The 15,535-nt window shown below is 60.0% G+C and carries 6 protein-coding genes; all 6 read left to right on the top strand.

Annotation, left to right across the window (positions count from 1 at the left end; all coding sequences use genetic code 11):
• Window positions 1–75: 75 nt before the first annotated feature.
• The 6 genes from glnE to FLS37_RS00325 all read left to right on the top strand — a co-directional run bounded on the left by glnE (window position 76) and on the right by FLS37_RS00325 (window position 15,417).
• Window positions 76–2,778, top strand: coding sequence for a bifunctional [glutamate--ammonia ligase]-adenylyl-L-tyrosine phosphorylase/[glutamate--ammonia-ligase] adenylyltransferase (gene glnE / locus FLS37_RS00300; RefSeq protein ID WP_157313933.1), 2,703 nt, complete (start codon window positions 76–78; stop codon window positions 2,776–2,778).
• Between the two features lie 229 nt (window positions 2,779–3,007).
• Window positions 3,008–6,841 (top strand): WGR and DUF4132 domain-containing protein, encoded by a 3,834-nt coding sequence (locus tag FLS37_RS00305; RefSeq protein WP_157313934.1) that lies wholly within the window; start codon window positions 3,008–3,010, stop codon window positions 6,839–6,841.
• Window positions 6,842–6,950: 109 nt separating this feature from the next.
• On the top strand, window positions 6,951–10,562 hold the full coding sequence (locus FLS37_RS00310) for a DUF4132 domain-containing protein (RefSeq protein WP_157313935.1): 3,612 nt from the start codon (window positions 6,951–6,953) through the stop codon (window positions 10,560–10,562).
• A gap of 92 nt (window positions 10,563–10,654) precedes the next feature.
• Entirely contained in the window at window positions 10,655–11,746 is a 1,092-nt protein-coding gene (locus tag FLS37_RS00315; RefSeq protein WP_157313936.1) for an AAA family ATPase, read from the top strand.
• Window positions 11,743–14,292 carry a DUF5682 family protein gene (locus FLS37_RS00320; RefSeq protein ID WP_157313937.1) on the top strand — a complete coding sequence of 850 codons (2,550 nt, stop codon included), beginning with the start codon at window positions 11,743–11,745 and terminating at the stop codon, window positions 14,290–14,292. Before FLS37_RS00315 ends, FLS37_RS00320 begins: the two co-directional genes overlap by 4 nt.
• Window positions 14,293–14,385: 93 nt before the next feature.
• The gene (locus tag FLS37_RS00325; protein ID WP_157313938.1) at window positions 14,386–15,417 is read left to right on the top strand and encodes a hypothetical protein; all 1,032 of its coding nucleotides are present in this window, start codon (window positions 14,386–14,388) and stop codon (window positions 15,415–15,417) included.
• Window positions 15,418–15,535: the final 118 nt, after the last annotated feature.

The following is a 15,535-nucleotide window of genomic DNA, read 5'->3' on the forward strand; positions in this document are numbered from 1 at the left end:
TGCATTTTAACCTGAAAGTGCAGCCAAATTCAGCAGCCTTACATCGCCACAACCGGGAAAAACAAAGCCAAATCCATGACCGATACCCTTGTTGAATCACATCCGCTGCTGGCCAGCGCCCAAAATCACAGCCGCTACCTGCAACGTCTGTTTTTATGTCGCCCTGATCTGGCCGCCGAAACGGCGCAATCGGCTGCGCAAGCCTTTAGCCGCAGCGAGATGCTACAGCGCCTGCGCGCCCATCCTGTCGATAGCGACGAAGCGCTCTCGCTGGCTTTGCGCCGTTTGCGCCAGGCCGTGATGGCGCGGCTGATTGTGCGCGAAATCAATGGCTTGTCCGCGCTGACCGAAGCCATGCACACCATTTCCGATCTGGCCGAAGTGGCGATTGAAGTCGCGCTCGACTGGGTGAGCCAGCCCGATGAGCGCTTTGGTGAGCCGATTGGCGAAGAGAGTGGCAGCGTGCAAAAGCTGATCGTCGTCGGCATGGGCAAGCTGGGCGGGCGCGAGCTCAATGTCTCGTCCGACATCGACCTGATTTTTATCTATCCCGAAGACGGCGAAACCAACGGGCGGCGCAAAATCAGCAATCACGAGTATTTTGTGAATATTGGCAAACGGCTGATCCGGCTGATCGGCGACACCGACGCCAATGGTTTTGTGTTCCGCGTCGATATGCGCCTGCGCCCGTTTGGCGATTCAGGCCCGCTGGTCAGCAGCTTTGCCGCGCTGGAAAACTATCTGCTCACACAAGGCCGCGAATGGGAGCGCTACGCATGGATCAAGGGGCGCGCGCTCACAGGCGACGAGCAAGGCATGGCCGGGCTTATGGAGCTGGTGATGCCTTTTGTCTATCGCAAATACCTCGATTACGGCGCCTACCAATCCATGCGCGAGCTGCACAGCCAGATTCGCCGCGAGGTGGAGCGCAAAGACCGGCTCGACAACGTCAAGCTGGGCCCAGGGGGTATCCGTGAAATCGAGTTTATCGGACAGGTGTTCCAGCTAATACGGGGGGGGCGTAACAAGACATTACGCTCACGCGCCACGCAGCAGATTCTGCAGCAGCTGGCCGAGCAAGGCCTGCTACCCGCAGACGTGGTGAGCCAATTGCAAGCGGCGTATGTTTTTCTGCGCGATGTCGAGCACCGCATCATGTATCTGGACGACGCGCAAACGCAGATGCTGCCCGGTGCTGAAGATGACCAGCAACGCCTTGCGCTGAGCATGGGTTTTACCGACTGGACGCAGTTCCGCGCCGCGCTGGACGCGCATCGCGCACAGGTGAACCAGCATTTTGAAGAAATCTTTCTGCAGCCGGAGCAAAATACCCCCCAAGGGGATAAGCCTGAAGCAGCCATTGATGCTTTCGCAGAGGGCAATACCCCACTGTATGCCCAGCTAGGCTACAGCCAGCCGGAAGAAATCCAGCGGCGCTTGTCCAATATGCAGGACAGCGGCAAATACCGGCAAATGCCCGATCGTTGCCGCCGCCGCCTGGACAGCATTCTGCCCAATCTGATCAGCTGCACCGCGCAATTTGACAACCCGGACGCCACGCTGATGCGCCTGCTTGATCTGCTGGACGCCATCAGCCGCCGCGAATCCTACCTGGCCTTGCTGGCCGAGCACCCGCAAACGCTCAAACGGCTGGCCAGCCTCTACAGCGCCAGCCCCTGGGTATCCGAATACCTGACCCGCCACCCGATCCTGCTCGACGAATTGCTCGACGTGCGCCTGCTGCATCAGGCACCGGACTGGGACAAGCTGGGCCGCCTGCTGCGCGAGCAGATGAACGAGCAGGCGGGCGATGTGGAAGCCCGGATGGACAGCCTGCGCCATTTCCAGCACTCGCAGATTTTCCGTCTGGTGTCGCAAGACCTGGCCGAGCTGCTGCCGCTGGAAAAATTATCCGACCATTTATCCGATCTGGCCGACCTGATCCTCAATGTGGCGCTGGAACAAGCGTGGCAGGATTTGCCCAATAAGCACCGCGACACGCACCGCTTTGCCATCATTGGCTACGGCAAGCTGGGCGGCAAAGAGCTGGGCTTTGCCTCCGATCTGGATATTGTCTACCTCTATGACGACGATCACCCCAACGCCGCCGACATCTACGCTCGGTTGGCCAAGCGCATCGTCAACTGGCTCACTTCGATGACTTCGGCTGGCCAACTGTATGACATCGACTTGCGCCTGCGCCCCAATGGCTCGTCCGGCCTGTTGGTTTCGACGGTTGAAGCATTTACCGAATACCAGCACCACTCGGCCTGGGTGTGGGAGCATCAGGCCATCACCCGCGCGCGCTATTGCGCAGGCGATGCGCAGGTGGGCCAGCAATTTGAAGCCATCCGCCACCAGATTCTGTGCCGGGAGCGCGATGTCAGCGCCTTGCAGGCCGAAGTGCTCAAGATGCGCAATAAAATGCTCGAAACGCATCCGGCGCTAGCTCACGATGTCAAACACCGGCGCGGCGGGATTGTGGATATTGAATTTATCGTGCAGTTTCTGATTCTGGCGCACTCGCGCCACCTGCCCGCGCTGACGGCCAACGCGGGCAATATCGCGCTGCTGGATGTTGCCGCGCAGCACCAGCTGATCAGTACCGCCAGTGCCGAGCACGCACGAACGGCTTATCGGGAATTGCGCCGCCTGCAACATCGCCACCGGCTCAATGGCAAGGAGCTCAAGCTGGAGCACATCAACGCCATCGCGCTGGATATACAAGCCGTAGAGGTGCTCTGGCACAGCCTGTTTCCGGCGCAAGCGCCACTCTAGTCTGTGAAGCGGGTGCTTGGACGTGCTGTTTCAGCCCGTCCAAGCCCAGCGCCATCACTCACAGCACCAGAATCCATCCAGAACCCTTCCAGTCCCTCGGCCAATAGAGTCATTATCACAAAGCGCAAGCGGCCACTGTGGGCTCACGCACAGCAAAGCCACAAATTCCTTACGTGAAACATGGGCAATATGACATGATGAGCGCCTGCAAATTCTGGGGGCGCGCGCCATGCAACGGTATGAATATACGGAAGGAAACTCGAGCAAATTCTGGGAAATCGAGCAAGACGGACTGCAGCTCAATATCCGCTGGGGCCGTATCGGCACCAACGGCCAAAGCCAGACCAAAGACTTTGCCAGCGCCGACAAGGCCAGCACCGCGATGGAAAAGCTGATCAAGGAAAAAACCGGCAAAGGCTATACCCACACCGGGGATATAGCTGTAAACAATATCAAGAAAGAGCTACAGCAAGATACCCCTGAGCAAGCTACTGAAAAATCCATCACCGTCAACATCGCTGCCCCGCAAGCAGCAACTCCGCCATCCCAGCCCGAGCGTGGCAGCACCCCGCCGTGGCTCAGTATTGAATACATCGCCCTCACGCCGGAAATGCGGCAAGCGGCGCATCCAAACCGGCAAAACCCCGGCCAGCCACTCAACATCGATCCCGAACAAGCCTGGCAGGAGTTTGCCAGCAGCCTGGAAGACGAAGGTGAAGATCGCGAAAAACTGGCGATGGATGTTCAGGAAAGCGGCACCGCTTTTGCCAGCGCCTGCAACGAAGCATTTGAGCGTATCCGCAAGGCAGAACGCCATGGCAGCCCGCAATCGGACGCCGTATTACTGGCATTTAGCTGCAATGCCAGCTGTTTTTATCGGATGGCGCTGGGCGGCAATGCCATCGCGCTGGTGCGTTATCTGCTTGGCCACTACGGCTTGCTGGGCGCGATTGATATTCTGATCGAAGCCGAACAAATCCACGTTGAGCGCGATTGGGATTACTCGCAACGCGTCACACGCCTGACACTAAGCCGGCAAGTAGACGGAACGCTGATTCATGGCGAGCGCTTTTGCCCGGGCGAAATGCTGTATCGCACGGCGCTGGCACAAGCCAGCGAGAGCGACTGGCAAGCTGCAGCCGAACGCCTGCAGGCCGCAGCGCCACTGATCCACCCAGCGCGGCGAGTGCTGCTGGCTGCGCTCTTGCCCGAATGCCCCGAGTTTGCCAACAGCATGGCGCTGGAGCTGGCCAATAGCGGCCAGAGTCTCACCATGCTGGCCACCGTGGTGACCTCGGCGCAAGCGCGCAAAGCCGTGCGTCAGGCCAGCAATGGCCACTGGTATGGCTACTATGCCGATTTTCCGGCCACCGTGATTCAGCAGCATGGCGACGAAGCCGTTGCGCTGCTGGAAGCGTTGATTCATCACGACACCATCGCCGACATGATCGCCCGCATCGGCACGCCCGAAGCCATCACTGCACTGGCCAAAGTGGCGAGCCAAAGCAAAGCTAATCAGGCGCGCTTTGTCAGCGCCAGCCAGCGCTGGCCGCTGGCCGCTATTCCTGCGATTGCCGAGCTGCTGATTCACAGCGGCAAGGATGCAGGGCTATTTTCAGCCACGCTGACCACGCTGGCGCAAGCCCACCCTGCGGCGCTCGAGCAGGTCTGGCACTGGCTTAGCGCTGCGGCACAAGGACAGATTAGTGAGCTGCTGGCGCGCTTTACCAGCCCGACCGACGTGGCCAGCACCGACGAGCTGCCGCGTGTGCTGGTCTCCCCGCCGTGGCTAAGCAAGAAAAAAGCCGCCATCGCCGCGCTGGAGCTGGACGTATTGCCATTGCCGCCCGTTGAGCAATGGGCTGAGGACGAAAAAGAACAAGCACGAGCAGTCCACGAATGGCAGGCCAAGCGATTTGAAGAGGCGGCCAAAGATGCCACAGCCTTGGCCGACGAGCTGGGCTTTGGCCGGGTAAGCCATCAGCAAAGCGAAAACCGCAAGGCATTCCAGGGCATTTTGCAAAGTGCAGTCCATGCGCTGCAACAGCACAATGGCGCAAGCCTGATTGAGGCGTGGAAAAACTACAAAGCGGCCAAACTGAGCTACTGGATGAGTGCCGATACCCGCTATCTGACGCTGCTGCCCGAAGCGATGGCGCTGCAGGTCTGGCCAAGCTTTGCCGTGGATGACAGCTATCGTTGCAGCTTCTTTATGGCCACCTACGGCTTGAAGGCGCTCGACGGCCTGCTGGCCTGCGTGCAGCAGCGCCCCGCCGCGGAAATCCCGCTTGCCATGCATTACGGCTGGTCTGCGCTCGCCCCTGCCATCGCCCGCGCCTATGTCAAGCTGAAAACCGCCCGCGCCAGCGCGCGCGAATGGCTGCTGGCCTACCCCGAGCATGCCATCACCGGCCTGCTCCCCAATGCCTTGGGCAAAGCTGGCGAAGCGCGCGATTGCGCAGGCACAGCACTGCGCCTGCTGGCCAGCCACGGCCACGCGGCGTTGATGCGCACGGTTGCACAGCGCTATGAGCGCGCCGATGTGCTCAACGCCTTGCAAGCCGTACTCGACGAAGACCCGCTGGACCGCTACCCCGCCAAAATCGGCAAAAACCCCGCATTCTGGCAGCCGCAAGGCTGCCGCCGCCCGGTGTTGCTCAATGGCAAGGCGCTGCCCGATAGCGCGCTGGAACATCTGGGCTGCATGCTGCGCTTTCCGACCACCGAGGGCATTTACCCCGGCATCGAGCAGGTCAAAGCCGCCTGCCAGCCACAATCACTGGCCGATTTTGCCTGGGATGGCTTTAACCAGTGGCTATTTGCCGCGGCACCATCAAAAGAAAACTGGGCGTTTAGCGCGCTTGGCCTCTTGGGCACTGACGACACGGCGCGTAAGCTCAATCCACTGATCCGCGCCTGGCCGGGTGAGGCGCAGCACGCCCGCGCCGTGGCCGGGCTGGATGTACTGGCCACCATCGGCAGCGATGTGGCGCTGATGCTGCTCAACGGCATTGCACAGAAGGTGAAATTCAAAGGTTTGCAGGATCGCGCCCGCGAGAAAATCGCCGCCATTGCCGAAGCCCGCGAGCTCACCACCGAAGAGCTGGAAGACCGCCTGGCGCCGGATCTGGGGCTGGACGAAATGGGCACGCTGCAGCTGGATTTTGGCCCCCGGCAATTTATCGTCGGCTTTGATGAAACACTCAAACCCTATGTGCGCGATACCGATGGCGTGCGCCTGAAAGATCTACCCAAGCCCAACGCCAAGGACGATGCCGAGCTGGCCAAGGCCGCAGTCGACACCTACAAGCAGCTGAAAAAAGACGCCAAAACCGTCGCCAGCCAGCAAGTGCAAAGGCTGGAAGTCGCCATGTGTACGCGCCGCCGCTGGCCGGTGGACGTGTTTGTCCAGTTCCTCGCCACGCATCCGCTGGTGCGCCATCTGGTGCAGCGGCTGGTCTGGGGCGTATACACGCTGGCGGGTGAAGGCCGCTATGGCGGCGAGCTGCAAGCCACTTTCCGCGTCGCCGAAGATGGCAGCTACACCGATGCCAACGACGATGAATTCACCCTGCCCGCAGGCGAAATCCGCATCGGCCTGCCGCACGCGCTGGAAATGCCCGCCGACGATGGCGCAGCCTTTGCCCAGCTCTTTGCCGACTACGAGCTGCTGCAGCCCTTTGCCCAGCTGGGCAGAGACAAACACAGCCTCAAGGCACAAGAAGCCGCCGAAGCCAAACTGCTGCGCTGGAAAGACCGCGTGGTTCCCACCGGCAAGATTTTCGGCCTGAGCCATCGCGGCTGGCGACGCGGTGAAGCGCAGGACGGCGGCGGCATCTGGTATTACACCAAGGAGATCGGCGACGGCCGCCTGATCGAGCTCACCTTCGATCCGGGCATCATCGTCGGCATGACCGACGAATACCCCGAACAGAAACTGCAAGAGCTGGTCATCGCCAAAAAAACCAGTGGCTGGCACCAGGACAGCAACGAAGCCTTCGCCACGCTGGACCCGATCACCGCCAGCGAGCTGATCCGCGACATGGAAATGCTGGTGGGTTAACTAGATGGGTATTGCCATGTAGAGCTTGATTTGCATTGGCTGCATGGCAATACCCTAAGGCACAATCAAACTAAAAAAACTGAGTACTAAAACACCAAGGAGCAAAACCATGCAACGTGATGACATCGGAACGGCTGGCAATCTGAGCTGCAACACACCAAATGGCATCGCGCCTTGGTTGAAAAAAAACCCGGTAGACCTGACCAAGGCCATGCGAGCATATGCTCTGCCCAATCGTGCCAATCCGGGCGAGCCTTTGCAACTGGATGCCGATACCGAATGGCAGGCGTTTGCCGCGTCACTCGATCCGGATTTGAATGGTCAATTAGTCAGTGAATGGGTGTTAAACGAACTGGATGATGCTACCCGCGCCGCCTGCGAAGAAGCCATCTACCGCGCACAAAATCGGCAGCGGGAAGGCAGCCTGCCGTCGGAAGCTGCCCTGTTTGCAATCTGCAGTTCAAATGACTTTTATGCCAGTGATGCCTTACCACTAGGCCGGTACTTGATCGCGCAATATGGCATCAACTCGGCTCTGGATATTTTATTGGCTGCAGAGCAACTGAATATTGAAAAAAACGCGGATGACATCAGCAAAAGCAAGCTGGTTCAAATCAACCAGTACTCGCAACGACTCAGTTACACCCTCTGTATTAACCGGTCTATCACCGAAACGCTCAACGGTTCGGAGCAATTCTCGGGCGGCGAGTGGGTTTTCCGCTCTGCACTGGCCCAGGCCAGCGATGCAGAACGCGCTTTAGCACTCACTCAATTACTCACTGCAGCGCCACAGCTTCACCCGGAACGTCGCATCCTCCTCGCACTACTGTTGCCGGAGTATCCGGACCTCGCCCAGCACATCGCCGGCACATTGCCCACGGATAGTCGCACCCTGAGCTGGCTGGCCGCCGTCACAATCAGCACGGAAGAACAGCAACGGGTCATCAGCAATAGTCGCAACAACGATGGCTATGGTTTTTGGTGGACTTATCAGCAGCAATTTGCCAGTACCGTCATTCAGCAGCACGGTGCAAATGCCGCTGTTTTATTAACCTATTTTGTTGGCAATGAAGGCGTCGCCGACATGCTGGCGCGCATTGGTACGCCCGAGGCGATTCAGGCCTTGATCCAGCATGCCGCCGACGGCGGCAAGGCCAAATACCAGCGTCTGGCCAAAGCTTGCGAGCGCTGGCCGATGGCAGCAACTGCAGCGCTAGCTACTTTACTCGTCAAGGCCGGACGACATGACAAGGCTCGCTACCATACACTGCTCACACCACTACTGCACAAGCATGCGGATGCTGTGTGCGAGCTGCAGGCATGGCTGGAGCCGGCAGCCCAGGAAGTGCTTAACGAGCTGCAGACCGAACTGGCTCAGCAAGCCGCAAACGCCTCCGCCATCAACAGCACGACCGCAGAACCAGCACCCGAGCAAGACCCCCAGACCGCCGCACCCGATCCGCAAGCCAGCAGCCTGCCTGCGGTACTGGTTTCGCCGCCTTGGCTCAACAAGAAAAAGAAAGCCGCCATTTCGCCGCTGGTGTTGGACATATTGCCACTTGAGCCGGTGGAGCATTGGGAAGAAGGCCAGCGCGAAAGGGTGATTTCTGCACGTCAGTCCAATCTGAACGCCATCAGCAAAACACCAGAAAGGCTAGCAGAGGTCTTGTTGGGCTCCTTTTATGGCAGCCAGAGTGCTGAGCGCATGCAGCAATATCAAGCCTTTGTCGAACCCGCTCGCCAAGCGATCGCCGCCAACGATGCCGCTGGTTTATGCGCCGCCTATCTAGCCTATAAAGCGTCCGATCTCAGCCGCCAAACATTCCCGCATTCCTACTGCCTGCTACTGTTGCCAGAGGGCATCGCACAAGCGGTTTGGCCGACCTTGGCTGCTTACGATTATTTCACCGACTATTTCTTTATGGCGAAAGTCGGCTTGAAAGGGCTGCAGGGTTTGCTGGTGGCCGTTGAGCGTCGCACCGAAAGCGGTATTGCCATTGCGCAGCATTTCGGCTGGGCGGCATTGGCTCCGGCCATTGCGCAAGCGTATCTCAAACAAAAAACCGTACGTACCAACGCCCGCAACTGGCTGCTGAAATTTCCCGAACACGCCATTACCGGCCTGTTACCGGCGGCACTAGGCAAAGCCGGTACTGCCCGCGATACCGCCACCACCGTACTGCGCATGCTGGCCGATCAAGGTCACGCCGAGCTGATCCGCCAGGTTGCGGCCCGCTATGGGCAGAAGGAAGTCGATCAGGCTGTGCAGGCCATGCTGAATGCTGATCCGCTCGATTGCTTCCCAGCCAGAATCAGCAAAGCGCCGTCTTTCTGGGCGCCGCAAGCCTGCCCGCGCCCGCTGCTGCTCGATGGCACACCGCTGCCGGATTCGGCACTGGAACACCTGGGCACCATGCTGCGCTTTCCGTCATCCGAAGGCGTTTACCCCGGCATCGAACAAGTCAAAGCGGCCTGCCAGCGCGACAGTCTGGCCGCATTTGTCTGGCAGGCATTTCAGCAATGGCAATACGCCGGTGCGCCCGCCAAGGACAACTGGGCTTTTACTGCGCTGGGCCTGCTGGGCAACGATGAAACCGTGCGCCAGCTAGTACCGCTAATTCGCACCTGGCCGACCGAAGGCCTGCTGGCGCGCGCGCAAAGCGGGCTGGATGTATTGGTGCGGATTGGTAGCAACTATGCCTTGCTACAACTGAACGGCATCGGCCAGAAAGTCAAATCCAAGCCACTGCAACTGGCTGCCCAGCAAAAAATGCAGGAACTGGCCGATAACGCCGGCCTGACGCCGGACGAGCTGGCCGAGCGTATTACGCCCGATCTGGGGCTGGATGCTGCAGGCGGGCTGGACCTGGATTTTGGCCCGCGCCAGTTCCGCGCCGGCTTTGACGAACAGCTCAAACCTGTGGTTTTTAATCATGAAGGTGTGCGGCTGGCCGACTTGCCCAAACCCAACAGCAGCGACAATGAGTATCGTGCCGAGCAAGCCCAAAAGCAGTTCAAGGCGCTCAAGCGCGATGTGAAGGCACTGGCCGACCAGAGCCTGAAACGATTGGAGCGGGCCATGTGCGAACAGCGGCGCTGGCAGCGCGAAATTTTTGAAAGCACGCTGGTGCAACATCCGCTCCTGCGCCATGTGACGCGTCGGCTGGCGTGGGGTCTTTATCAAGACGAGCAATTGCAACAGGTGTTCCGCGTCGCAGAAGACCTCGGTTTCACCGATGCTGCGGACAACGCTCTCACACTACCCGCCGATGCGGTCATTGGCCTGCCGCACCCATTGGAACTGGACGAGGTCATGCTGGCCGCACTCAGCCAGCTCTTTGCCGATTACGAAATCATCCAGCCCTTTGCCCAGCTCGGGCGCGAAGTATTCCGCAGCGACGATCCAGCCAGTGCACTCACGCAGGCCTTGGATAAAGCCGTACCGACTAATGCATTGCGCGGGCTGGAAAGCCGGGGCTGGGAAAAGGGCGACAATTTTAGCGGTGATATTGCTAGCTACCGGCGCCCAGGAAATGGCAGTGGAGTGGCTACTCTGCGGTTCGATCCCCCCTACTCGCTGGCCATCGCCGATAAAACCTTGCGTCATAAGCTGTATTCGCTGGAGCTACACAATCCTGAGCAACAAGTGATTGTATTCGAACAATTGCCGCAGATTTTGCAGAGTGAGTTGTTGCGAGATTTACAGTATCTGCAAAGCTAAAAACTTTATCCCGAATTTTTAAATGCCAATGTATATGGCTACAGATCAATTAAAAATTGATCCCTAGCCCTATACCCACCAAGGTAAACACCATGACCGAACACCACCTGCAACGCCCGCCTGCTGAAATCAGCCATGCCGAGGAATTGGCCCGTTTGCGCGAGCATGATCGTGATCCGCGCCCGCCGGGCTGGCTGCTCAGCCTGAATGCCGTGCGGCGTTTTATTCTGGGCGACGATGCGCTTGGCATTAGCCGCAAAATGGTCGCCCCTGTGGCGGCGATTGAGCGCATGCTGGTCACGCTGGCCACCGGGCGTGGGCTGATGCTGGTGGGCGAGCCGGGTACGGCCAAATCCATGCTGTCGGAATTGCTGGCCGCAGCCATTAGCGGTGATTCGGGGCTAACGATCCAGGGTGGCGCGTCGATTACCGAAGATCAGATCAAGTATTCATGGAATTACGCGCTGCTGATCAATGAAGGCCCCAGCCCGCGTGCGCTGGTGCCCGCGCCGCTGTATCGGGGTATGCAGCAGGGCAAGCTGGTGCGCTTTGAAGAAATGACGCGTGCCCCGCTGGAGGTGCAAGATTGCCTGCTGGGCATGCTGTCCGACCGGGTGATGACGGTGCCCGAGCTCAGCGGCGAGCACGCCATGCTGTTTGCCCGTGCGGGGTTTAATATCATCGCCACCGCTAATACGCGCGACCGGGGCGTAAATGAAATGAGCGCGGCGCTCAAGCGCCGTTTTGATTTTGAAACGGTGTTTCCGATTATGGACTTTCAGCAGGAGCTCGAACTGGTGGCCAGCAAATCGGCCACGCTGCTGGCGCAAAGCGGCATCAGCGAGCGCGTGCCCGAGCCGGTACTGGAATTGCTGGTGACCACGTTCCGTGATTTGCGCGCCAGCCTGCAGCAAGGCACGGGTGGCGGCGAGATGGACAAACTCAATGCCGTCATGTCGACCGCCGAGGCGGTGAATGTCGCGCATGCCGTGGGCGTTCGCGCGTGGTTTCTGGCGCAGCGCAGCGGTACGCCGGCCGATCTGGTCGAGTGCATCGGCGGCACGGTGGTGAAGGATAACGAGGACGACCGCAATAAACTGCAGCGCTATTTCGAGCAAAAAGTGGCGCGGCGCGAGGGCGAACACTGGAAGGCGTATTACGAAGCGCGCCACCGCCTGCCATGAGCGACTCCCCGCACACGTTCGACGCCGTTCATCAATCCAGTCACCAAAGCAGTCACCAAGCTGAATATGCAGCCAGCAGCACACTGGATAGTCGCCGCGTGGAGATCATCGGCGTGCGCCATCACAGCCCGGCCTGCGCGCGGCTGGTGGCGCAGCGCATTCGCGATAGCCGCCCGGACTGGGTGCTGATCGAAGGCCCGACCGATTTCAACCCACGGCTGGACGAGCTATTTCTGCCGCATACCTTGCCGCTGGCGATTTACAGTTTTTGCTCGGCAGGCGAGCGGCTGCACCGCGCCTCATGGTCGCCCTTTGCCGATTACTCGCCCGAATGGCAGGCGCTGCAGGTCGGGCGCGAATGCGGCGCACAGCTGGCTTTTATTGACTTGCCCGCCTGGCACGATGCCTTTGCCGACATCAGCAACCGCTATGCCGATGTAACCGACAGCGAACAGGAGCGTTTAGCCAGCGCCTACGAGGCCGAGCTGGGGCGGCAGCTGGGCATCGAAGGTCGCGATGCGCTGTGGGAGCATCTGTTCGAGTCAGCAACGCTTGGATCGGAAACATCTGAATCGGAAACACTTGAACCGGATGCGGCGTCGGCCACGGCTTCACGCCGTGATCTAGCCGAGCTATCGGCGCGACTCAGGCAGTATTTCATCAATTTGCGCGGCACTGATCCGGGCTCGGCCAGCAATCAGGCACGGGAACAGATGATGGCACGCTGGATCGCCTGGGCAGCGCAGCAAGGGCAGCAGCAAAACCGGGTGCTGGTGGTGTGCGGCGGCTATCACGCGCCAATGCTGGCGCAACTCTGGCCCAGCATTGAGCCCGACCTCAGGCAAGATAGCGCAGCCCCGGCCACGCCAAATCTGAATGAGAGCATAGCGGGGGTATCAGATGGCAGCATAGATAGTACGGTAGCTACAGGATCATACCTGCTACCGTATACCGGCAAACGGCTGGATGCTTTTCATGGCTACGCCTCCGGCATGCCCTCGCCCGCCTTTCAGCAAGCGGTGTGGGAGGGCGGCCTGCAGCAGGCTGGAGCGCAATTATTGCAAGGCATAATGCAGCGGCTGCGCCAGAAGAAGCTGCCCGCCTCCACCGCCGATATGCTCGCCATTCATGTGCGCACGCAGGCCTTAGCACGGCTGCGCGGCCATGTGCAGCCGCTGCGCAATGACTGGCTGGATGCGCTGGCCGGCTCGCTGGTGCGCGACGCGCTCGATGCACCGCTGCCGTGGACCTATCGCGGCCCGCTGCGGCGCGGCACCGACCCGGTGCTGGTTGAAATCATGGACGTACTGGCTGGCGATCAGGTCGGGCAACTCGCCCCCGGCACGCCACTGCCCGCGCTGCAGCACGCCGTGAGCCGCGAATTGCTCGCGCTCGATTTGCAGCCGCCGCTCAGCGCAAGCCGCACTATCACTTTGGCCTTGCTCGACACAGCCGACCGTGCCAAAAGCCGCGTGCTGCATCGGCTGGCCATTTTGCAGATTCCCGGCTTTACGCGGCTGAGCGGCCCAAACTGGGCGATGTCGGGCGAGCGCAGCGAACAATGGCAGCTTAGCTGCCCGCTAGAGCAGCAGGCCGCCTTGATCGAGGCCGCCATTTATGGCGCTACGCTGGCCGATGCGGCCATCGCCCGACTGGCCGAACAGCTGGCGCATAGCCACGGTGCCAGCGCGTTGGCGCAACTCTTAAATCGCGCCGCTCAGGCCGGTCTGCCCGCGTTCAGCCCTGGCCTGCTTAGCCGCCTGCACGAGGCCATCAGCAGCGAAAGCCGTTTTGAGGTGCTGGGCCAGCCGCTGGCAATCACGCACGGCCTGTACCGCCACGGCCACGAGCTGGGCATGGCCGACGCGCCCGCCTTGCTCGAATTACTTCAGCTCACGCTCGATCGCCTGCTGTGGCTGGCCGAAGTCCACGGCAGTGTCAGCGCTCAAGACAGCAATGCGCATCTGGCGGCCTGGCAAGCGCTGCGCCTGCTCTTGCGCGATGCCCAAGCTAGCGCGGGCCTGCCGCTGGGCGAGCTGCCGGTCGCACGAGCTCTGGCCGTCTGCCAGCGCAAAGCCCGCCACCCGCAAGCCGCGCCACTGAGCCGGGGCGCTGCACTGGGCTGCCTGCTCAGCGTGGCGCACGACGATCAGCAGCAAGCCGACGAAATCCATAGTGCCATCACCCTGCTCTCTGCCCTGCCCGCCGCCGCGCTGGGCGATGCACTGCAGGGACTGCTGGCGCTAGCAAGGCACGAGCTGATCCACGTTCCAGCCTTTATCGCCACACTGAGGCAGCTGGTCAGCGCGCTGGACGAAGCCGACTTCATCCAGGCCCTCCCCGCCCTGCGCGCCGCCTTTGCCTGGCTACCCAGCTTCGAGCGCGGCGAGCTGGCGCAGCAAATTCTGCACCTGCTCGGCAGCACAGCCAGCCCCCGTACCCTCACCGCCCCACTCAGCAAGGTGGACGCCGAAACACTGGCACGCCACAGCTGGCGCGAGAAGCAGGCAGTGGCGATACTCGAGCATTGGGGGCTTGCAAATTAAGTAGGGGTATATTCATGCAAGTCAATTATTACAATAGTTTTAACCGCATACCCAAGGGCACACCAATAGCACCAACAACCAAGCATGACAGAAATGACTGATATGTTCATCAATGAAGAATTCGCCAAAAAACTCCTTTCTGGTTTCTCGATCAGTGATTGTGCGATTGATCGCGAAAAAGGATACGGCTTTGTCCTGACTCAAGAACAAAATGATCGCCAGACATTACCAGCTATCCGGGTCATGATTGCCGCAGCTGAAAACCCAATGGAACGACGCTTCAACGTCGTGACCATGTTTAATATGAGTTTTCCTACGCTGGCCAGAGGGATTGAGCCAAAAGAATACGTTGTTGCAGACTTGGCGACATTAACGTACAGCAGTGATCGCTCGGGCCGACGCGAAGAAAAACCCATCGACAAGCTGCTCGATTTGCATAACCCGGACGACACACTGTGCACGATCAGCCGAGTAGTGCGTGCAGCCGGTAAGGTCTACGCCATCGGCGGCTATCGTTGCATCCTGCGCCGCGAAGGCGTCGAGCAATGGGTCAATCTGCGTGACGAGGGAAAAGGTGCTCCATTACCCGAGCAGTTGCCAGCGAAAGATGAAACCAGCTGGGCCCTCTCGCTGGGCTTTAACGATCTGGCGGCCTTTGCCGCCGACGACATGTACGCGGTGGGCGGCTACGGCGATGTATGGCGCTTTGACGGCAAGCGCTGGCTGCAGTGTGCTTTCCCGAGCAACGCGCATCTGGAAACCGTGTGCTGCGGTGACGATAGCCGCGTCTACATCAGCGACCAGAAAGGCAAGGTGTGGGCAGGGCGCGAAAACCGCTGGGAGCTGCTGGCCGACAGCGACCTGCCCTGGGGCAGCCAGCCCATCGACGCGGTATGGTTTGCCGACCGACTGATCCTGGGCGGCTGGGGTGGGCTGTTTGCGCTCGATGGCAAGGAACTCGTCCCGCTGCAGGAACTCGAGCCGCGCTCGCCCAACGCGATGGTCTCGGGCCGGCTTGACGTCAGCCCCTGCGGGCAATTCCTGCTCACCGCCGGCCCCTACGGCGCCTGCCTGTACGACGGCCAGCGCTGGACGCGGCTGTTCAGCATGTTCGATTTCGATTAAATAGAGCACCACAGACGACATGACATCTAGAGCCTCTAGGGGTAAAGCGGTGAAAGGCAGCAAAATAGCGCTGCTCAGTGATCTGGCTTTATCTGAACTTGGCCGATTATAGAAAGGT

This window comes from Chitinibacter sp. GC72 (assembly GCF_009760905.1).
Lineage (GTDB): Bacteria > Pseudomonadota > Gammaproteobacteria > Burkholderiales > Chitinibacteraceae > Chitinibacter.

Coding starts and splice junctions, on each gene's coding strand:
- glnE (WP_157313933.1), top strand. CDS start 76: ATGACCGATACCCTTGTTGAATCACATCCGCTGCTGGCCAGCGCCCAA.
- FLS37_RS00305 (WP_157313934.1), top strand. CDS start 3,008: ATGCAACGGTATGAATATACGGAAGGAAACTCGAGCAAATTCTGGGAA.
- FLS37_RS00310 (WP_157313935.1), top strand. CDS start 6,951: ATGCAACGTGATGACATCGGAACGGCTGGCAATCTGAGCTGCAACACA.
- FLS37_RS00315 (WP_157313936.1), top strand. CDS start 10,655: ATGACCGAACACCACCTGCAACGCCCGCCTGCTGAAATCAGCCATGCC.
- FLS37_RS00320 (WP_157313937.1), top strand. CDS start 11,743: ATGAGCGACTCCCCGCACACGTTCGACGCCGTTCATCAATCCAGTCAC.
- FLS37_RS00325 (WP_157313938.1), top strand. CDS start 14,386: ATGACTGATATGTTCATCAATGAAGAATTCGCCAAAAAACTCCTTTCT.